Here is an 18,719-nt window from a genome sequence, read left to right on the forward strand (position 1 = left end):
ATATGGCTAAACAACATAAAGCATATAAGTTTCGTCTGTACCCAACAAAAGAACAGGTAGTCGTTATACGTAAAACCTTTGGGAGTGTTCGCTTTGTTTATAACAAAATGTTGGCAGAGCGAAAAGAAACGTATGAATGCCTAAAAGGTAATAAAGAAGCATTGAAAAAGGTAAAACATCCCACCCCTGCCAAATACAAAAAAGTATATGAATGGCTAAAAGAAGTGGACTCTTTAGCGTTGGCAAATGCACAATTAAATTTAGATAAGGCATATAAAGCTTTTTTCAAAGGTAATGCGAAGTTTCCGAAATTCAAAAGTAAACGTCATAAACAAAGCTACACAACAAATCTCGTCAACGGAAATATTCAGTTGTTGGATGGTCATATCAAATTACCTAAATTGAAAAGACTCAAAATGAAACAACATAGAAAAATACCCTCCGCATACAAAATCAAATCTTGTACCCTATCTATGACTTCATCAGGGAAATATTATATTTCTATTCTTACAACGTATGAGAAGGAGATAGAAAAGAAGAAAGTCGAAAAAGTAGTAGGATTAGATTTTGCGATGAATGGGTTGTTTGTCGATAGCGAGGGTGAGAAAGCCAATTACCCTAGGTTTTATCGACAAATGTTAGAGAAATTAGCAATCGAACAACGTAAACTTTCTCGTAAAAAGAAAGGCTCTTCCAATTGGGAGAAACAACGTATTCGAGTAGCTAAAATGCAAGAAAGAATCGCCAATCAACGAAAAAACTTTCTTCACCATAAATCAAAGGATTTAGCGTCTAACTTCGAGGCTGTTGTGATGGAAGATTTAGACATGAAAGGCATGTCCCAAGTACTTCATTTCGGTAAAAGTGTAGCTGATAATGGATGGGGAATGTTCACTTCTTTCTTACAGTACAAACTAAAAGAACAAGGGAAACAACTGATCAAAATTGACAAATGGTTCCCATCTACCAAAACTTGTTCGAATTGCGGAAATATCCAACCAATGCCTATGGAAATGAGGACATACACTTGTTCGTGTGGGCTAAATCTCGATCGAGATTATAATGCAGCACGCAATATCAGAAAAGAAGGCATTCGCTTATTAGCATTAGCAAGTGCCTAATAAAAATATAAACTCTTGGAACAAGAGGGTTCGCTTGGTCTATTTCGTCAGCTGCTAAAAGTGGCGATTACCCAAGAAGCCCCCACTTCAAGCAACCTGTAAGGGTGGTAAGTGGTGGGAGTAGTTCACTAAAATATATGAGAAAGAGAGGGCGTAAAGAACCTTATATTAACCTGATTAAAAAAAGAAACCCTTATGAAATCCATGAGAATACATTTGATTTCATAAGGGTTCTAAATGATAAAGCATGTTGATTTATTTAACTTGATGTCTTATTTAAATAAATCAACAAGCATATCAATGGTTTGTTCCGAAGCAACGAGACCGCTGTTTGTCCAGTTACTTTCGTCTTCAATGTAGTAGACCTGATCATTTTGAACTACATCGGTATTATTCCAGACATTACTGTTTTTCAATGCTTCGATGCCTTCATCGTCTTCATAGCCTAAAATAATCAGATGATCGGCATCCATTTCAGAAAGCTTTTCTAAAGAAATTGGATTCCAAGCCTCTTCGCCTTGTTCAAGTTCTTCTACAATCCCAGGAACTTCTACATCTAATTCATTGTAAATCATATCTGCCGTGTGACGGTTTTCTTCAAACAAGAAGTATTTGCCGCCGACAACCCACATCATTGCAACAGATTCATCACCTAATGAGTCATCAAGTTCTTCCTTTGCCTGATTTACTTTTTCATCGTAATCTGCTAATACTTGTTCAGCTTCATCTTCTTTGCCAAGGATTTCTCCAAATTTCTGTAAACGTACTTTCCAATCACTTACTTCTTCTTCAGACAAAACATAGGTTGGAGCGATTGCTGCGTAATCTTCATAAGAACCTTCATAGTTATCTAAGGTATGATCCAATATAATAAGGTCTGGCTCAATGCTTAGCACTTGCTCTAAGGGCAGTGTCCATTCAATGGTTTCCACATCTGCAAGGTCTTCCTCCAAATAATCCTGGACACTTTCACCGATTGCCCATTTTGCAACAGGCATTTCGTCAAGCGCAATCAACGTGTCCTCATTATAGGAAGCAAGGATTTTTTCGGGATTTGCAGGAATCGTAACCTCTCCCATCTCCGAATCAACGGTGATGTCAGCCGTTTCATCGGTATCGCCGGATGTATTAGAATCACCGGATTCGCCATCATTACTGTTGCCACAAGCAGCAAGAAGTAATAGGGTAGTAAGTATCAGCATAAATAAATATCTTTTTTGCATAAATTTGTTCATCTCTTTTTCTCCTTTTATGTTATAATGAACGTCTAACGATAATGATAATCACTTTCAATTAGAAAGTCAACACGTTATTTAACAGCAGATTTCATTGCTTTTAGTTATGCAGGAATAGGAAAAGTCTTTTTGTTTTGCACTTTAAAAAGTGATATCATAGCACAATCATATTCTATGGATAAAATATAGGAGTATACAAGAAATGAGATTGTTTTCACGTTCTTCTCAATTAAGAAAAGTATTGATAAATATGATAGGCATTTGTCTCGTTGTGTTTTCGATTGGCATGTCTATTTCATATGGTGCAACCACAGTAGATTTACATACGGTTTGGCAGGCTGTTTTCCAGTTTAGTGAAGGAGAGCAGGCGCATCAGGTTATTTGGGAGCTCCGGATTCCCCGGGCTCTGGCTGCTGTGTTAGTAGGGGCGTTTTTAGCTGTATCGGGCTCTGTGATGCAAGGAATGACACGGAATCCGCTTGCGTCTCCATCGATTATGGGGGTAACAGACGGTGCTGCATTTATGCTTGTAATCATTCTTGCTTTTTATCCGGCAGTTTCGAATGTCGGCTTAATGTTTGCTTCATTTATTGGGGCAGGTATCGCAGTGACACTGGTGTTTTTAATCGGCTCTTTTTCCAGCAGCGGGTTAACACCGGTTAAATTAGCGCTGGCTGGAGTTGCCATTGGTACGTTATTACGATCTGTTTCTTCGATTCTTTCCCTGCATTTCCAGCTGGAGAGGGATATCGGCTTTTGGCTTGCGGGCGGGTTAGATGGAGCAGGCTGGAATGCGATAACTCTCCTCCTAGTTGCTGGAGTGATAGGAATCGTACTGGCATTATCTATTGCAAAATCAATTACAGTCTTAAGTCTTGGTGATGATTTATCTACTGGCTTGGGGCAGAATAACACCTTTATTAAAATTGCCGGGATTGCGGTTGTTTTAATATTAACAGGTGCGGCGGTTTCGGTTGCGGGTTCCGTCGGGTTTGTGGGGCTGATTATCCCGCATATCACGCGGTTTATTATTGGCACAGATTACCGCTGGATTATTCCGACCTCCGCAGTGTTTGGAGCTTTATTGCTGGTAAATGCAGATTTGATTGCACGAATCATCAATTCCCCTTTTGAAACACCGGTAGGAGCGATTACATCGATTATCGGCGTTCCATTCTTCCTCTATTTAGCCAGAGGCAGCGGGGGTGACAGAAAATGAATACAGTAGAAAAGCAAAAGAGATTTCGATTTTGGATGATTATCAGCATTCTGATTATCAGCATGATTGTTTTTTCCTTTCTCAGTTTAAATTTGGGAGCCATTTCGATTTCCCCGAAAGAAGTTATCCATACATTAATGGGACAGGGTTCAGACAGGCAGGAGCTTGTCTTATTTCAATTTCGGATGCCGGGAATTATTTTAGCATTATTAATTGGAGCCGGCTTAGCTGTTTCCGGAACCATTATGCAAGGCATTACCCAAAATGGACTTGCTGATCCGGGAATATTGGGAATTAATTCAGGCGCAGGCTTTGCCATTGTCTTATTCCTTTATTTCTTTCAGGGAGTTATTCCGGCAACCAGTGCGCTCAATACCTATATGCTTCCTTTTGTTGCGTTGATTGGAGCATTTTCGGCGGCCGTTTTGATTTATGCCATTGCCTGGAAAAAAGGAGTATCACCGATTCGGCTTGTGCTGGTCGGAATTGGGGTAAATGCAGCATTTGGCGCACTTATGACTATTTTACAGCTAAGAATGGATCCGCAAAATTATCGTCAGGTGACCATTTGGCTGTCTGGTGAGATTTGGAGTGAGAATTGGAGCTTTGTTTTCGCTTTATTACCATGGATGCTGATTCTGATTCCCGTGGCTATAAAAAAAGCAAGAAACTTAAATGTTTTTCATTTAGGGGACGATGTTGCTTCTGGTCTTGGAACGCATGTAGAAAGAGAACGGGGCGTCTTATTATTAATTGCTGTCGCTTTAGCAGGAGCATCCGTTGCTGCCGGCGGAGCGATTGCCTTTTTAGGTTTAGTTGTTCCGCACATTGTCCGCAAGCTGGTCGGTCCGCTGCATCATTATGTGATCCCGATTTCCGCCTTGCTGGGCGCATTTATATTAATGACAGCTGATATGATTGGAAGTAATATTTTAGCACCGACCACGATACCTGTAGGAATTGTGGTATCGATTGTCAGTACACCTTATTTTGTTTATCTGCTGATGAAAACAAAATAAAGATGGGAAGGAGTTCAAATAATAATGAACGAAGAAATCTATGACGTAACTATAATCGGCGGCGGTCCGGCAGGATTATTTGCTGCCTTCTATAGCGGAATGCGGGAAATGAAGACCAAAATCATTGAATACCTTCCATACCTTGGCGGAAAAGTGCCTTACTTTTACCCGGAAAAAGTTATTCGGGATATTGGCGGTATTGCGCAGGCTACCGGAGAAGAAGTTACGGAACAGCTGGTGGAGCAGGCGTTGACATTTGATCCAACGGTTGTTTTAGGGGAACAGGTTGTCGATATGCAGCGGATGGAAGATGGTAATTTTCAGCTTGTGAGCAATAACGGGAGTGTCCATTATTCTAAAACAGTCATGTTAGCAACAGGCTTTGGAACATTGCATTCTGTAAAACTGGATCATCCGGAAGCGGTTTATTACGAAGAGAAAAGCCTGCATTATACGGTGAGAAAGCTGGCGGATTATTATGATAAGCATGTCCTTATTTCCGGAGGCGGAAATAGTGCGGTAGATTGGGCATTGGAGCTTGAAAATATAGCAAAGAGTGTGACGCTCATTCATCGCCGCAATCAGTTTAAAGGGCTGGAGAGCAGTGTGACCAGACTGAAAAATTCGCAAGTGAATATCATGACACCATATGAAATAAAAGCACTGCATGGAACAGATGGCCAGCTTGAAAAGGCAGTCCTTGGTCATGTAGAGGATGAAGCGGAGGAAAAAGAGCTTCAGATTGACCGGCTGGTGGTTAATCATGGTTTTCAAATCAATTTGGAACCAATCACGACGTGGGGATTGGAAATGATTGATGGCATGATTGCGGTTGATTCCAGCATGCAGACATCGGTGGAAGGAGTATTTGCAATCGGTGATATCGCGCATTACCCGGACAAGCTTGGATTAATTGCCGGAGCGTTTAATGAAGGGCCGATTGCAGTCAATCATGCGAAGAAAATCGCTGACCCGGAAGATCCGGTAAAGCATTTATTCTCCACAAATTATGCAGCCTTTATGGAAGAGGAATAATGTAACAAAAAAGCACTCTAACGTTTTCTAACAGGTAATGAAGGTTAAGAAAACAGAAAGAGTGTTTTTTTAGTCCTTTTCCGGCAAATATTTTTGAAAAAGCTCTAGAAATTTCTGACGATCTTCTCCGGTCAATGCCTTAGGGCCCTTGGTGTGCTTCCCGCTCCGTCTCTCCTTCGCACTCAAGTAACGCGACTGCAGCAGCTGATCGATATTATCATTGGTATAGGCGAATCCTTTATGATGCAGTACATAACAGCCCTTCGCAAGTGCAAGCGAAGCCAGTCCATAATCCTGTGTAACGACAATATCATTCTTTTTCGCCAGCTGCATAATCCGGTAATCCGCAGCATCTGCACCTGTGTCTACATAAATAGTTTCCACCCCTTCCGGATACTCCTGTAAAGAAAAATGTGAGATACTCGTTACCAGCACAACAGGAACCTTCTTTTTACCAGCTTCCTCTATAATAATGTTTTTGACAGGGCAGGCATCTGCATCGACATAGACTTTCATTTGATTCACTTCCTTTTTTTCAACGTTTCTAATTATTGTAGCAAATAATGATGTAACTTGTCTTATCCACTAGAAATTCATATCAAAAGCCTGTAATATATGAATCACTATCTATCGTGAAAAAGGAGCTTGGATGTATGTGTTTTATCATGGAACAAATGAAGCCGGAAGACTGGGAACAGGTATTGGAAATATACTATCATGGAATGGAAACACAGAATGCAACGTTTGAAATGAATGAGCCTGACTGGAAATCCTGGGATGATTGGGACCGAGATCATTTACCGCAGTGCCGGCTGGTTTTCCGCGAGGGAGAGAAAATTCTTGGCTGGGCATCGCTGCTGCCTATTTCTGCAAGAGAGGCATACCAGGGCGTTGCCGAGGTAAGTATTTACCTGCATAAAGATGCTATGGGAAAAGGCATTGGAACAAAGCTGCTGCAAGCATTGATTGAAGCAAGTGAAGAAGCAGGAATGTGGACACTGCAATCCGAAATCTTTCCGGAAAATACAGGAAGCCTGAAGCTGCATGAAAAGATGGGCTTTCGCAAGATCGGGTTTCGTGAAAAAATCGGACAGATGGAAGACGGCAGATGGCGCGATATTGTACTTGTGGAACGTCGAAGCCAACGCGTAGGATGTAAATAGGGAGGAGATTACATGGAAATCAAAATTAATGGGCAATCGTTTGAGGGAAAACAGGTTGAATTGGATGAAACAGCTGACAAAAAGCAGGTTGCATTTTCATTTGATGTGACTAGTGAAACCTATCATGACGTGACATCCTTGCTTTATAAAAATGATTTTGAGGTGGAAATCCCGGAGAAATCCATAGCTTTTTCCGCGACTATCAACGAATATTCTACTTCTATGACAAATTTATATGAAAAAGGTAATACAAGTGAATTTTATTTGAAGCTGCGTGAAAAATAATTTTTATGATGTGGGGGAGAACAATACAATGGAACCAATCTTATTATCCTTTCCAGACCAATTTGAAACAGAGCGATTAATTATCCGGGCGCCCAAGCCTGAAGATTGGAAGCCTATTTATACTGCCATGCAGGCTTCTATCAATGAATTGAAGCCTTGGCTTCCATTTGCACGTCAGGAGCAGACGGAGCAGGATGTGCAAAAAACAACAAAGGAAGCTTATTTGAATTTTCTTTCGCGTGAAGATTTACGTTTCCATGCTTTTGATAAAGAAACTGGAGAATTTATGATTTCCAGCGGTCTGCATCGCATTAATTGGGATGTAAGAAAATTTGAGATCGGTTATTGGATTGATACAAAGCATAGTGGAAAAGGCTATGTTACAGAGCTGGTAAAGGGGCTTACTTCCTTTGCTTTTCGGGAGCTCGATGCAAATCGGGTAGAAATCCGATGTGATCCTAAAAATAGCAAAAGCAAAACAGTTGCTGAACGATCCGGTTTTGAACTGGAAGGAATCTTGAAAAATGATGTTATAGAAGGAAACGGGGAACTCAGAGATACCTGCATTTTTGCAGTGATTGAAGATCCGAATATAGTTAAGAAATAAGGGTGAAGCAATGAAGAGGGTAAAGGTAAAACAAACGCATGTAAAACATATCAAACAGCAAAATCCATTGATTTTAGAAGAAGCTATTCATGGAGCGGATAAGCTTGATGAAGGAGAAATCATCGCCCTTCATACACAGCAGGGAGAATTTTTGGCACAGGCTTATACAGGCCGTCAAAATAAAGGAATGGGCTGGGTGTTAACGTTTAAACAAGAAGACACCATTGACCAAGCTTTCTTTAAGCAAAAGCTGCTCACAGCGATAAATAAGCGCCGCTCCTATTATCAGGCAGAAGAAACAACTGCCTTTCGTGTGTTTAACGGAGAAGGAGACGGAATCGGCGGCTTGATTATTGACTATTTTGAAGGCTACTATGTTATCCAATGGTACAGTGAAGGGATTTATGCGTTTAAAGATTGGATCGTCCAAGTGTTTGATGAGCTTGGCGACTATCAGGGAATCTATGAAAAGAAACGCTTTGACACGAAAGGACAGTATGTAGAGGATGACGATTTTGTAAAAGGGACAAGAGGTGAATTCCCGCTTATCGTAAAGGAAAATGGCATGAACTATGCGGTTTACCTGAATGATGGAGCGATGGTGGGCATTTTCTTAGACCAGCGCGATGTCCGTAAAGCATTACGCAATAAATACGCAAAAGGAAAGCATGTATTAAACACCTTTTCCTACACCGGCGTTTTCTCCGTAGCGGCTGCACTTGGAGGAGCAGCGAAAACCACCAGCGTGGATTTGGCAAAACGTAGTAAAAGTAAAACCATTGAACAGTTCAGTGTAAATGAGATTGATTTTGACCAGCAGGATATTATCGTGATGGATGTATTTGATTATTTCAAATACGCGAAGCGGAAGAAGCTGCAATTCGATGTTGTTGTTTTGGATCCGCCAAGCTTTGCGCGTTCTAAGAAAAGAACCTTCCGGACAGCAAAGGATTATCCGGAGCTGATAGAGAATTCCATTGACCTGCTGGAAAAGGACGGTGTGATTATTGCATCCACCAATACAGCTTCTTTTGGAATGAAGAAATTCAAAGATATGATCCAGCGCGGATTTCAGGCGAAACAAAAGAAATATACGGTTTTGGAAGAATTTTCGCTTCCGGGTGATTTTGCGGTGAATAAGCATTTTAAGCAGGGAGATTATCTGAAAGTGGTCGTGATTCAAGTGAAGGGGTAACGGCAAACCATCAAACAGGCAGATGCGCATTGTTTGATGGTTTTTTGATTCCTTCATCGTACCTTGAATATAATTTCTAAGAAAAGACAATAAAAATCTCAAAAACTATTGAATAAATATTCTTTTTATTGCATAATAATTCATAACAACTTATTGAAGAGGTGTACGTGAATGACAACAAATCAAATCCAATTTCAGCAGCAGGAGTTAAAAGGAAGAGACTTTCTGACACTTGCTGATTATACAAAAGATGAAATCGACTATTTGATCGAATTAGCAGATTATCAAAAGAAGCAAAGTAAAGAAGGGATTATTTTTGAACCCTTGAAGGGGAAAACGTTAGGAATGATTTTTGAAAAGGCTTCGACAAGAACGCGTGTCTCCTTTGAAACAGGTATCTATCAGCTTGGCGGTTTAGGTATTTTCTTAAGCTCCAAGGATATACAGATTGGCAGGGGAGAAACGATTGCAGATACAGCACAGGTGCTTTCAGGCTATTTGGATGGAATTATGATCCGTACCTATAATCAGGATGATGTGGCGGAGCTGGCGAAGTATTCAAGTATCCCTGTCATCAATGGATTGACAGACCTTTATCACCCGTGCCAGGTATTAGCAGACTTACAAACCATTAAAGAGGTGAAAGGTGTGCTACAGGGGCAAAAATTGGTTTATATCGGTGATGGTAATAATATGGCGCATTCTTTAATGATTGGTGCTGCAAAAATGGGCATGCATATTGTTACAGTAACACCAGATAATTATAAGCCTGAAGAACAAGTTACGGAAAAAGCGAAACAATTTGCATCTGAACATGGTGCAACGATTGAATGGACTAATGACCCTGTGAAGGCTGTGAAAGATGCTGATGTCGTTTATACAGACGTATGGGCAAGTATGGGGCAGGAAGCGGAGCAAACAAAGCGTGAGCAGGACTTTCAACAGTTTCAGGTAAATGAAGCACTTCTTTCCAATGCAAAGGCAGATGTCACCTTTATGCATTGCCTGCCGGCTCATCGGGGAGAAGAAGTATCTGCAGGAGTTATTGATGGGAAGCATTCCGTAGTCTTCCAGCAGTCCGAAAACCGCCTGCATGCACAAAAAGCTTTGATGACAGCGTTGATGGGATGATAAAAAAGATATAAAAAGAAGCAGGGAAGCCAGTGTCACAGCTTTCCCTGCTTCTTTTTATTGTTTTGGTTTAGTTATCACCCCCGCTGCCAATGTCCCTTTTTCTGTATTTGAGACACGCAAAGTAAAATAGTATCAAGTACCTACATTGTTGAAATAAAAATCATGATAGCGTAAAATTTATTATCGATGTTTTTTTGGGGATTGGTACAAAAATTTAAAAATAAAGGTTTGATACTATCCAAAAAAGGAAATTTAACGAGGGGGAGGAGATAGAATGAAAAGAACATTACAAATCATTGGTCTGCTATGTACACTGTTTGCTTTTAGTGCTTGTCAAGCTGACTCAGAGCAAGAACAAGAAACAGGCAATAGTGCTGGTGAGACCGAAGAAACAACAGAAGATAATGAATCAGATGTAGCCGGTGATGTTTCAGAAGAGCCGGAAGATGGAACGGATGAAGATACTTCTGTCAATAAAGATACAGATACATCCTATGAATATGAAGAGCAGAAGATAATTGATGAAGAGATTGCAGAAGGAGAATACGATATTTCTGTGGAAACAGATAATCAAGGCACGCGTGTGATGTTTTATGAAATCGATGGAGAGAAATATTATAAAACCGTCTTTGTTAAAAACGATAGCCGCTTAAAAATCATTGATCTTCAAAATGATGATGGTCTGATCTATAACGAAACCATATAAAAAAAGTGCAAGCGTCTCCATCCGCGCTTGCACTTTTTTATATATATTAAGAAATCGAAACCCCTTTTGTATCAATCTCTAAAACCTTTACTTGATATCCTTCAAGCAGCTTCGCCATCGCTGTTTTTACTGTTTCTCCATTTCCTTTTGGAACAAAAGAAAGCATGGTTGGTCCGGCTCCGCTTAGAGCTGTGCCAAATGCTCCGAGCTCTTTTGCTTTTTCACGAATAACATCAAAATTAGAGATGAGTGTTTTACGAAAAGGCTCGTGAAATAAATCATTCTCCAGCATTTTTCCAAACAACGCATAGTCTTTAGAATAGAGTGCAGCAACAACCAGATTGCTCATTGCACTTGCTCTTGCTGCATAGTTGCGTTCATATGTATCTGGCAGACAATCTCTGGCAACTTCTGTTTTCAGCTCTACTTCTGGAATATACGCAATTAAATCTAATTCAATATCATGAAGCCGGACAGAAGGAATATCATCATCGAGCATGGTAGAAATCGTTAAACCTCCAAATAAAGCAGGAGCAATATTATCAGGATGCCCTTCGATTTCTGTTCCAAATGCTAATTTCTGTTCATTTGTTAATTGCAGGTTTCCCAGCTGATTAGCCAGTTCAATTCCTGCAACAATCGCAGAAGCACTGCTGCCCAAACCTCTGGCCAGTGGTATTTCACTGATTTCCTGCACTTTGCAGGGGGGCAAGACAGCCCCATACCGTGCTGCTACCTGCTCTGTAATATTCCAAATAAAATGATTTTCTTGGGATTTTTCAGAGCCGTGTGCGAAAAATGCATGTTGATCAGAAGCTTCTACGTCCAAATGAATATACAGACCTAATGCAAGGCCCATGGAATCAAAACCAGGGCCAAGATTAGCACTGCTTGCCGGTACAGAGATGCGAAACGGCATCATGACGTAATCATCTTCTCTAAATATTCAAGGATAGCCGTTTCGTCATTTGGTAGTGATACAGGGTCGATGGTCAGCTGGTCAATAGCTGTTTGCGGATCTTTTAAGCCATTGCCTGTCAATACAGCTACAACCTTGCTGCCCTGTGGAATTTCACCTGCTTTTACCTGTTGGATAACACCAGCAATGGAAGCCGCTGAGCCCGGCTCTGCAAATACACCTTCTTTACGCGGAAGAAGCTTAAATGCAGATACAATTTCATCATCTGTGACAGAACCAATCATTCCGCCCGATTCTTCTCTTGCCTGAACTGCTAAATCCCAGCTCGCCGGGTTACCAATTCGAATGGCTGTTGCTACCGTTTCCGGATCTTCAACTACTTCATCTCTGACAATAGCTGCTGCACCTTCTGCTTCAAAACCAAACATTTTTGGAAGGGCTGTACCTTTTGATGCATTAAATTCTTTAAAACCTTTCCAGTAGGCGCTGATATTTCCAGCATTGCCAACCGGGATTGCTAAGATGTCAGGAGCTTCTCCCAGCTGCTCACAAACTTCAAAGGCTGCTGTTTTTTGTCCTTCCAGACGATATGGATTCACAGAGTTTACTAGAGTGATAGGCGATTTCTCGCTGATTTTACGGACAAGCTGCAGCGCCTGATCAAAGTTGCCTTCAATTTCTACGATTTCTGCTCCATACATGACAGCCTGAGCCAGCTTGCCAAGCGCAATCTTTCCTTTAGGGATAACAATAATCGCCCGCAGGCCTGCACGAGCCGCATAAGCTGCTGCTGATGCAGAAGTGTTTCCGGTAGAAGCACAAATAACAGAATTACTGCCTTCTTCTATAGCTTTGGCAACAGCCATGACCATGCCGCGGTCTTTAAATGAGCCGGTCGGGTTTAAGCCTTCAAACTTCCCGTATAATTCGATACCCAATTCCTTTGACAGATTTGGAAAATGAAAAAGTGGTGTATTTCCTTCTGATAATGATAAAGCGGGTGTTTTATCTGTGACAGGAAGTAAGTCACGATATTCTTCAATTAACCCTTTCCAAGCCATCTTACGCATCTCCTTCTACTTTGTAATAGCTTTTTATCTCGTTTACTGCATCAAATGATTTTAATTGATTCAGCACTTCTTCAAAATGAGAGTACGGTGTATCATGTGTAACCAGCACAATCTCTGCAGAATCTTTTTCATCCACAGGAGTCTGTAAAATACGCTGGAAGCTGATATCCTGTTCGTGGAAAATTGATGAGATTTCTGAGAATACCCCCGTTTTGTCCTCCACGCATAGGCGGACATAATATTGACCATGCTGTTTCTCTTTTGGACGCAATGTTTTTGGAAACTGCATGTCATTTAACTGCTTTCCTGACACACCTAAACGCATCGCTTTGATAGCTGCGATAACATCGGATAGAATAGCAGTTGCTGTCGGGAGGCTGCCGGCACCCGGGCCATAGAACATGGTCTCCCCAACTGCTTCACCATACACGTATACTGCATTATATTCATTTTTAACGCTTGCCAGCGGATGATTTTTCGCCAGTAAGGTAGGCTCTACACTTACTTCTAATTCATGGTCGAAAAAGTTTGCAAATCCGATAAGCTTCATAGTATATCCCAGCTGTGCAGCATAACGGAGATCTTTTAATTCAATGCCATGGATACCTTCTACCTCCACGTCCTGCAAATCAACAGGTGTAGAGAATGCCAGCCGGCCAAGGATAGCCATTTTTCTGGCGGCATCTAATCCTTCTACGTCAGATGTCGGATCTGCTTCAGCAAAACCGAGCTGCTGAGCGTCTGCAAGCGCATCTTCATAGCTCACGCCTTCTTCATCCATTTTTGTCAAAATATAGTTCGTTGTTCCGTTGACAATCCCCATAATTTTTTGAATATGGTCAGAGGACAAGCCCTCGTTAATTCCGCGGAGGATAGGAATGCCGCCGGCAACACTGGCTTCATAATAAAAATCACAATTATTTTTTACTGCAGCCGCCTGTAACTCAGGACCATGGACAGCCACTAAGTCTTTGTTAGCTGAAACAACATGTTTTTTATTAGAAAAGGCCTTTAAAATATATTCCTTTGTATGATCAATACCGCCCATTACTTCAATAATAAGATCGATATTCGGGTTTTCCAGAACATCATCGGGGTTGGTTGTTAAAAGGCTTTGATCCACATCAATATTCCGAGCCTTTTCGATATTACGCACAAGTACTTTATCCACTTCGACTTTACAGCCTAATTGATGGGCTAATTTTTCCTGATGATCTTCAATCAAGTGAATAACTCCTGATCCAACGACACCAAGACCTAATAAACCTACTGAAACCTTCTCTTCCATCTTACCACCTCTACGCTTCCTATTGTATATTGAATTTATTTAAACATGAAAAAGAGAGTAAGGCAATAGTGAATTTTTAGAAAAGATAAGCGTTTATGGATGTAATCGTTTTCTTGAGGCGGGATAATCAGCGATTTAAAAAATCGTCACATTTTTAGAATGGTTTTAACGGAATGGATTCAGCAGCTGTGCCATTTTCGCTATTTTTTCATATAAATAGATAAAAAGGGGATGAGAACTGTGCGAATCTATCATCTCGGAGCATTATTTATTATTTTCTTAAGCCTGGGTGCAAGTATTGGCTATAGTATCGGGAAAACAGAGATTTTTGCGCTGGCCGGGTTTATTTTAGGAGTGTTTCCTATTGTGATATACAGACGAACTATTATAAAGAAGGAAAAGAGCTCATATGGTGAGAAAGATAAACAAACGTATTCCTGAGGCAGCTGTTGCTTTCCGTTAAATAATATAGCGAGTGAGCAGAAATCAACCCCTCTGCAAGCTGAATAAAAAGAAGCTTGCAGAGGGGTTCATATATAACAGCAAAGCTTTACAAAGGAAGAAACTATTCAGATTCAGCTGTAACCTGCGGACGTTTATATCCCTTTAGGGCAATCAAAGCAGTAAACAGACCTAATAAAACGATTGCCCCGCCCACGTAGGCGTTCTTATCTACACCGGCCTGTTCAATGACGATGCTTCCAACAAAGGATCCGACTGCAATACCCAGATGCAAAGCAGAGTTATTTAGGCTGACCAGGATGCTCGAATTTTGTGGAGAGGTCTCAATCAAATAACTTTGAACCGGCGGAGAGACTGCCCAGCTGAGCATTCCCCAAAGAATAAGCACGACAAGGAATAATACCACATGGAACGATGAAGCAGGGATAATTAAAATTGTAGCTACAAATAAACCAATGGCAGCAAGAATGGTTCGTTTTGGCCCAAATAAATCAGATAATGTGCCGCCTGTACCGCCGCCGCTGACTGCAGAAATACCAAAAATCAGGTAAACGGCGCTTAGCCAGATGCCATCTAATTCCATAAAATCCTTTACAAATGGATTCAAGTAGCCGTATAAAGCGGTATGCCCAGCGAGCACAAAGAACGTAGTCAGCAGGATAAAAAGAATTTTCGGGTTCCGAATCATTTTCATCTGTGTTGTTATCGGCAAGGGCTTTTCCGAAGAAGGAACACGCTGCATAAACAAATAAACACATATAATAGAAGCAATCGTTAAGAGAGCAATAAGTACAAACGGCGCCCTCCAGCCAAATGATTCACCGAGTATTAAACCAAATGGAATTCCGAAAACCAGTGAGCCGCTCACGCCCATACTTACGGTGCCGATAGCACGTCCACGATAAGCAGGTTTAACAATTGAAGCTGCCATCATCGTACAAAGTACAATTAATAAGGAAGCACTTGCTGCGGAAATAATTCTGCTAATAAAAATCATCGTGTAGTTCAAACTAAAAACAGCTAGTATATTTCCCAGCAAAAAGATGAATAAAGAAATAATCGTCAGCTTTTTCCGTTCCACAGAAGCTGTTAAATAAAGTAAAATAGGAGAGGCAACAGCGAAAACAAGAGAAAAAATTGTAATCAATAATCCTGCTTTTCCCAAGGATACACCCAAGTCCGCTGCGACTAAATCGAGAATACCGCCAATAATTAATTCAACCATTCCAACAACGAATGAAATGGTCATTAACAAATAAACACCTTTATTCATAAAACAACACGCCTTATCTATAATTATCTTATTATTCGTTATTTTTATCTAAACTAACGCTTTTAGCATCTATACTTATCGCGGAGAAAAACAAAATTCCCACGGGCTGAAGTTTCGTTTTATAAAACACTATTTATCATCTTAGCCTAAAAGGAACAGATAGCACAAGAATTTTATGTGAAAATTAATGAGAATTCAACACTTTTAAAGGAAAAAAAGAAACTTGTTTGTTATACTGGTATTAACCGCATGAAATAAGGAGGAGTTTTGGGTGAGCAGCAAAGTAACATTAGAAAAAGATGCAATGAAGGTTTTAAAACAGACGAGCAGAACATTTTATATCCCCATTAAACTGTTGAACAAAACGTTACGAAAAACAGTTGGTTCAGCTTACCTCTGCATGCGCGCTGTGGATGAGATAGAAGATCACGAGGAAATGGATGCAGAAGTAAAGCAATACTTATTAATGGAGACAAGCCGTTTATTAAAGGAACCAGTGTTTCCTCGCGGAGCTTATGAGCAGTTAGTAGCTCCTTATGAAAAGGAACTTCCAGAGGTAACATTGCGCCTGCCGGACTGGATTGACTTTTGCCCTGATGATATCGAACAAAAAGTAAAAGATTCGACCAGTGAAATGGCAGAAGGGATGGCGAAGTGGACAAGGAAAGAATGGAATGTAAAGACGAAAGAAGATTTAGATGAGTATACATATTATGTGGCTGGCCTTGTCGGTGTAATGCTGTCTGATATATGGAATTGGTATGATGGAACCGAAACGGATCGTGACTTGGCTATTGGCTACGGTCGTGGATTACAGGCTGTAAATATATTACGGAATGTGGATGAAGATGCAGAAAGAGGAGTCGGATTCTTCCCGGATGACTGGTCCAAAAAAGAAATGTTTGCTTACGCTGAAGCAAATTTGCAAAAAGCAGATCAATATATGACGCAAATCTCTACGAAAAATATCCTGCTTTTCTGCCGTATTCCTCTGGCACTTGCGCATAAAACATTAAATGCACTAAAAAGCGGTAAAGAAAAAATGTCACGAGATGAAGTGGAAGAAACCGTTGATAAAATTATTAATTCGTAGGGCTTGAAAAAATAAATAAAAAAATCTCAGAAGAAAATCTCGCTATATTCCGCGAGATTTTTTTATTTTTGAGGATGAGAAGGGTTTAAGAATATATAATAAGGGAAATACTCTTATATTCAAAGTAATCCTTTGAATAAGTCTCCAAATTACGGGTTGTGTTGTTAGGTACACGTAACTATAATAGAAAGATATGTGCAAACAAAACAAGTGAGAGGATGAAAGCTTGTCAAGCATTTAGATGAAAAAATGCTTTCATCCAGAGGTCTATCAATAACATGGATATATGCTGATAGACGCTTACATAAAAACAGGAGGTAAAATGTGAAGTCAAAAAAAGGAAAAGGTTTAGATTGGCCAGTTTTTTATATCAGTGGGGGCTTTTTAGTTCTATTTATCGTTTTGTCACTGATAAACAGTGATATGGTGGATAGCGCAGTAAATACCTTATTTACTTATTCTGCTGATTGGTTTGGCGCTTATTGGCAAATACTCTTATTCCTTAATTTCGCCATCGGCTTAGGATTAGCCATATCAAAGTATGGTAAAGTAAAATTAGGAAACCAGGATAAGCCAAAGTATAGTTATTTTGGCTGGGTATGTATGATATTAGTTACGTTGTTGGCAAGCGGAGGAGTTTTCTGGGCTGCTGCCGAGCCAATGTATCATTACATGGATACACCGCCTCTTTTCGGTGGCGGAGAATTCAATAATATAGGAGGTGCATTTGCACAAGCATTTATGCACTGGGGCTTCCTTGCATGGGCAATTCTGGGAACACTGGCAGTTGTTGTTATGATGTATGTCCATTATCAAAAAGGGTATCCATTAAAACCGCGTGGACTGCTTTATCCTATTTTTGGAGATAAGATATTTGAAAAAAGTGCCATTGGAACATTGGCCGATGCCTTTTCTATTATTGCAACGGCAGCAGGAACATTGGGACCGTTAGGATTTTTAGGCTTACAAATTTCTTACGGATTGAATCATTTGTTTAATGTACCGAACACATTGACAATCAGTATTATCGTAGTGATTGTTCTAGTTGCGGTAGCAGCGATTTCAGCTGCAACCGGAGTAGATAGAGGAATTTATCATTTAAGTAACTGGAATGTTCAATTTACTATTCTTCTTGGTATTATTGTTCTTATCATTGGACCTACCGCGTTTATTATTGATGGTTTTGTCGGCGGGACTGGTGTCCATGTTCAAAATATGTTTGAAATGATGTTTTACCGTGGAGACGGTGAATGGTTATCAGGATGGACGATTTTCTTCTGGGCTTGGTTTATCGGCTATGCACCAATGCTTATTGTCTTTATCAGCCGTATATCCAGAGGAAGGACGATTCGTGAGCTTGTCATTGCAGTGTCTGTGGTAGCACCACTTGTGACAAACTTCTGGTTTGCTATCGTTGGAGGAACAGGTATCTTCTTTGAAACACAGAATGAAGGATCTATTTCTACAGCATTAACAGATGGCGGAATGCCGGCAGCGGTTATGGCGATTACAGATCAATTGCCGTTTGGAACAGTTATGGGTGTAGCATTCTTGCTGGTATCGATTATCTTCGTTGCTACAACGGCAGATACTATGTCTTATACCGTTGCTGCAACGTTATCAGGGCATGATAATCCAACACGCTGGCTGCGCGTAGTCTGGGCTGTTCTTTTCGGAGCATTTACGACGGCTATTCTTTCCATTGGAGAAGACAGCATTACGTCGATTCAAAACTCGATTGTTATATCTGCTGTACCGGTATCGTTACTGATACTGCCGCCGCTTTGGAACGCACCGAAAATTGCAAAGAAAATGGCGCTGGAGCAAGGACTTATCTGGCAGCGTGAAATGCGTAAAAAAGAAGATAAAAAATATAAATAAAGAAATGAAAAAAA

19 protein-coding genes are annotated in these 18,719 nt (G+C 40.5%); 13 read left to right on the top strand and 6 right to left on the bottom strand.

The annotated features are described in order from the left end of the window. Nucleotides 1–2 precede the first annotated feature (2 nt). Nucleotides 3–1,121, top strand: coding sequence for a transposase (locus MKX55_RS04500; protein WP_339236384.1), 1,119 nt, complete (start codon nt 3–5; stop codon nt 1,119–1,121). A 272-nt stretch (nt 1,122–1,393) separates the two neighbouring features. Here MKX55_RS04500 and MKX55_RS04505 read toward each other — a convergent pair whose 3' ends face one another. Next, nucleotides 1,394–2,356 (bottom strand): iron-hydroxamate ABC transporter substrate-binding protein, encoded by a 963-nt coding sequence (locus tag MKX55_RS04505; RefSeq protein WP_339236386.1) that lies wholly within the window; start codon nt 2,354–2,356, stop codon nt 1,394–1,396. A gap of 202 nt (nt 2,357–2,558) precedes the next feature. Between MKX55_RS04505 and MKX55_RS04510 the strand changes: the two genes are divergently transcribed. The 3 genes from MKX55_RS04510 to MKX55_RS04520 are packed head-to-tail and all read left to right on the top strand — an operon-like array spanning nt 2,559 to nt 5,629. Continuing rightward, the gene (locus tag MKX55_RS04510; RefSeq protein WP_339182742.1) at nt 2,559–3,575 is read left to right on the top strand and encodes an iron ABC transporter permease; all 1,017 of its coding nucleotides are present in this window, start codon (nt 2,559–2,561) and stop codon (nt 3,573–3,575) included. Continuing rightward, nucleotides 3,572–4,594: an iron ABC transporter permease gene (locus tag MKX55_RS04515; RefSeq protein WP_339236388.1), complete on the top strand. Its 1,023-nt coding sequence runs from the start codon at nt 3,572–3,574 to the stop codon at nt 4,592–4,594. Before MKX55_RS04510 ends, MKX55_RS04515 begins: the two co-directional genes overlap by 4 nt. 18 nt (nt 4,595–4,612) lie before the next feature. Then, on the top strand, nt 4,613–5,629 hold the full coding sequence (locus MKX55_RS04520) for an NAD(P)/FAD-dependent oxidoreductase (RefSeq protein ID WP_339238423.1): 1,017 nt from the start codon (nt 4,613–4,615) through the stop codon (nt 5,627–5,629). 69 nt (nt 5,630–5,698) lie between these two features. On the opposite strand, the gene MKX55_RS04525 is transcribed toward MKX55_RS04520, so the two are convergent. Beyond that, nucleotides 5,699–6,145 (bottom strand): YaiI/YqxD family protein, encoded by a 447-nt coding sequence (locus MKX55_RS04525; RefSeq protein WP_339236390.1) that lies wholly within the window; start codon nt 6,143–6,145, stop codon nt 5,699–5,701. Nucleotides 6,146–6,282: 137 nt separating this feature from the next. Between MKX55_RS04525 and MKX55_RS04530 the strand changes: the two genes are divergently transcribed. The 6 genes from MKX55_RS04530 (at nt 6,283) to MKX55_RS04555 (ending at nt 10,719) form a co-directional block, all read left to right on the top strand. Beyond that, on the top strand, nt 6,283–6,792 hold the full coding sequence (locus MKX55_RS04530; protein WP_339236392.1) for an N-acetyltransferase family protein: 510 nt from the start codon (nt 6,283–6,285) through the stop codon (nt 6,790–6,792). A gap of 12 nt (nt 6,793–6,804) precedes the next feature. Then, complete coding sequence (locus MKX55_RS04535) at nt 6,805–7,077, top strand: DUF3219 family protein (RefSeq protein ID WP_339182745.1); 273 nt, start codon at nt 6,805–6,807, stop codon at nt 7,075–7,077. 28 nt (nt 7,078–7,105) lie between these two features. Continuing rightward, nucleotides 7,106–7,684 carry a GNAT family N-acetyltransferase gene (locus tag MKX55_RS04540; protein WP_339236394.1) on the top strand — a complete coding sequence of 193 codons (579 nt, stop codon included), beginning with the start codon at nt 7,106–7,108 and terminating at the stop codon, nt 7,682–7,684. A 10-nt stretch (nt 7,685–7,694) separates the two neighbouring features. Continuing rightward, on the top strand, nt 7,695–8,879 hold the full coding sequence (locus tag MKX55_RS04545) for a class I SAM-dependent rRNA methyltransferase (protein ID WP_339236397.1): 1,185 nt from the start codon (nt 7,695–7,697) through the stop codon (nt 8,877–8,879). A 171-nt stretch (nt 8,880–9,050) separates the two neighbouring features. After that, complete coding sequence (gene argF, locus MKX55_RS04550; RefSeq protein ID WP_339236400.1) at nt 9,051–10,010, top strand: ornithine carbamoyltransferase; 960 nt, start codon at nt 9,051–9,053, stop codon at nt 10,008–10,010. Nucleotides 10,011–10,287: 277 nt separating this feature from the next. Further along, nucleotides 10,288–10,719: a hypothetical protein gene (locus tag MKX55_RS04555; RefSeq protein WP_339236403.1), complete on the top strand. Its 432-nt coding sequence runs from the start codon at nt 10,288–10,290 to the stop codon at nt 10,717–10,719. 46 nt (nt 10,720–10,765) lie between these two features. On the opposite strand, the gene thrB is transcribed toward MKX55_RS04555, so the two are convergent. From thrB to MKX55_RS04570, 3 genes are read right to left on the bottom strand one after another with little or no spacing between them, the layout of a single operon-like run. Next, complete coding sequence (gene thrB / locus MKX55_RS04560) at nt 10,766–11,641, bottom strand: homoserine kinase (RefSeq protein ID WP_339182758.1); 876 nt, start codon at nt 11,639–11,641, stop codon at nt 10,766–10,768. Continuing rightward, a complete protein-coding gene (gene thrC / locus MKX55_RS04565; protein WP_339182760.1) occupies nt 11,638–12,699 on the bottom strand; it encodes a threonine synthase in 1,062 nt (353 codons plus the stop codon). Before thrC ends, thrB begins: the two co-directional genes overlap by 4 nt. 1 nt (nt 12,700) lies before the next feature. Next, nucleotides 12,701–13,996, bottom strand: coding sequence for a homoserine dehydrogenase (locus MKX55_RS04570; protein ID WP_339182762.1), 1,296 nt, complete (start codon nt 13,994–13,996; stop codon nt 12,701–12,703). Nucleotides 13,997–14,236: 240 nt separating this feature from the next. On the opposite strand from MKX55_RS04570, the gene MKX55_RS04575 reads away from it, so the two are divergent. Next, nucleotides 14,237–14,437 (top strand): hypothetical protein, encoded by a 201-nt coding sequence (locus MKX55_RS04575; RefSeq protein ID WP_339182763.1) that lies wholly within the window; start codon nt 14,237–14,239, stop codon nt 14,435–14,437. A gap of 124 nt (nt 14,438–14,561) precedes the next feature. On the opposite strand, the gene MKX55_RS04580 is transcribed toward MKX55_RS04575, so the two are convergent. Beyond that, the gene (locus MKX55_RS04580; RefSeq protein ID WP_339236406.1) at nt 14,562–15,731 is read right to left on the bottom strand and encodes an MFS transporter; all 1,170 of its coding nucleotides are present in this window, start codon (nt 15,729–15,731) and stop codon (nt 14,562–14,564) included. A 271-nt stretch (nt 15,732–16,002) separates the two neighbouring features. Between MKX55_RS04580 and MKX55_RS04585 the strand changes: the two genes are divergently transcribed. Further along, a complete protein-coding gene (locus MKX55_RS04585; protein WP_339236408.1) occupies nt 16,003–16,824 on the top strand; it encodes a phytoene/squalene synthase family protein in 822 nt (273 codons plus the stop codon). Between the two features lie 324 nt (nt 16,825–17,148). Beyond that, nucleotides 17,149–18,705 (top strand): BCCT family transporter, encoded by a 1,557-nt coding sequence (locus tag MKX55_RS04590; protein ID WP_339236410.1) that lies wholly within the window; start codon nt 17,149–17,151, stop codon nt 18,703–18,705. Nucleotides 18,706–18,719 lie beyond the last annotated feature (14 nt).

Source organism: Oceanobacillus sp. FSL W7-1281 (assembly GCF_037969835.1).
In the GTDB taxonomy this organism is placed as follows: domain Bacteria; phylum Bacillota; class Bacilli; order Bacillales; family Amphibacillaceae; genus Oceanobacillus; species Oceanobacillus oncorhynchi.

What these genes read in the sequence shown, in the direction of transcription:
- MKX55_RS04515 (WP_339236388.1), top strand. Translation starts at nt 3,572, where the DNA reads ATGAATACAGTAGAAAAGCAAAAGAGATTTCGATTTTGGATGATTATC.
- thrC (WP_339182760.1), bottom strand. Translation starts at nt 12,699, where the DNA reads ATGGCTTGGAAAGGGTTAATTGAAGAATATCGTGACTTACTTCCTGTC.
- MKX55_RS04535 (WP_339182745.1), top strand. Translation starts at nt 6,805, where the DNA reads ATGGAAATCAAAATTAATGGGCAATCGTTTGAGGGAAAACAGGTTGAA.
- MKX55_RS04505 (WP_339236386.1), bottom strand. Translation starts at nt 2,356, where the DNA reads ATGAACAAATTTATGCAAAAAAGATATTTATTTATGCTGATACTTACT.
- argF (WP_339236400.1), top strand. Translation starts at nt 9,051, where the DNA reads ATGACAACAAATCAAATCCAATTTCAGCAGCAGGAGTTAAAAGGAAGA.
- MKX55_RS04545 (WP_339236397.1), top strand. Translation starts at nt 7,695, where the DNA reads ATGAAGAGGGTAAAGGTAAAACAAACGCATGTAAAACATATCAAACAG.
- MKX55_RS04510 (WP_339182742.1), top strand. Translation starts at nt 2,559, where the DNA reads ATGAGATTGTTTTCACGTTCTTCTCAATTAAGAAAAGTATTGATAAAT.
- thrB (WP_339182758.1), bottom strand. Translation starts at nt 11,641, where the DNA reads ATGATGCCGTTTCGCATCTCTGTACCGGCAAGCAGTGCTAATCTTGGC.
- MKX55_RS04540 (WP_339236394.1), top strand. Translation starts at nt 7,106, where the DNA reads ATGGAACCAATCTTATTATCCTTTCCAGACCAATTTGAAACAGAGCGA.
- MKX55_RS04525 (WP_339236390.1), bottom strand. Translation starts at nt 6,145, where the DNA reads ATGAAAGTCTATGTCGATGCAGATGCCTGCCCTGTCAAAAACATTATT.
- MKX55_RS04570 (WP_339182762.1), bottom strand. Translation starts at nt 13,996, where the DNA reads ATGGAAGAGAAGGTTTCAGTAGGTTTATTAGGTCTTGGTGTCGTTGGA.
- MKX55_RS04530 (WP_339236392.1), top strand. Translation starts at nt 6,283, where the DNA reads ATGTGTTTTATCATGGAACAAATGAAGCCGGAAGACTGGGAACAGGTA.
- MKX55_RS04555 (WP_339236403.1), top strand. Translation starts at nt 10,288, where the DNA reads ATGAAAAGAACATTACAAATCATTGGTCTGCTATGTACACTGTTTGCT.
- MKX55_RS04500 (WP_339236384.1), top strand. Translation starts at nt 3, where the DNA reads ATGGCTAAACAACATAAAGCATATAAGTTTCGTCTGTACCCAACAAAA.
- MKX55_RS04580 (WP_339236406.1), bottom strand. Translation starts at nt 15,731, where the DNA reads ATGAATAAAGGTGTTTATTTGTTAATGACCATTTCATTCGTTGTTGGA.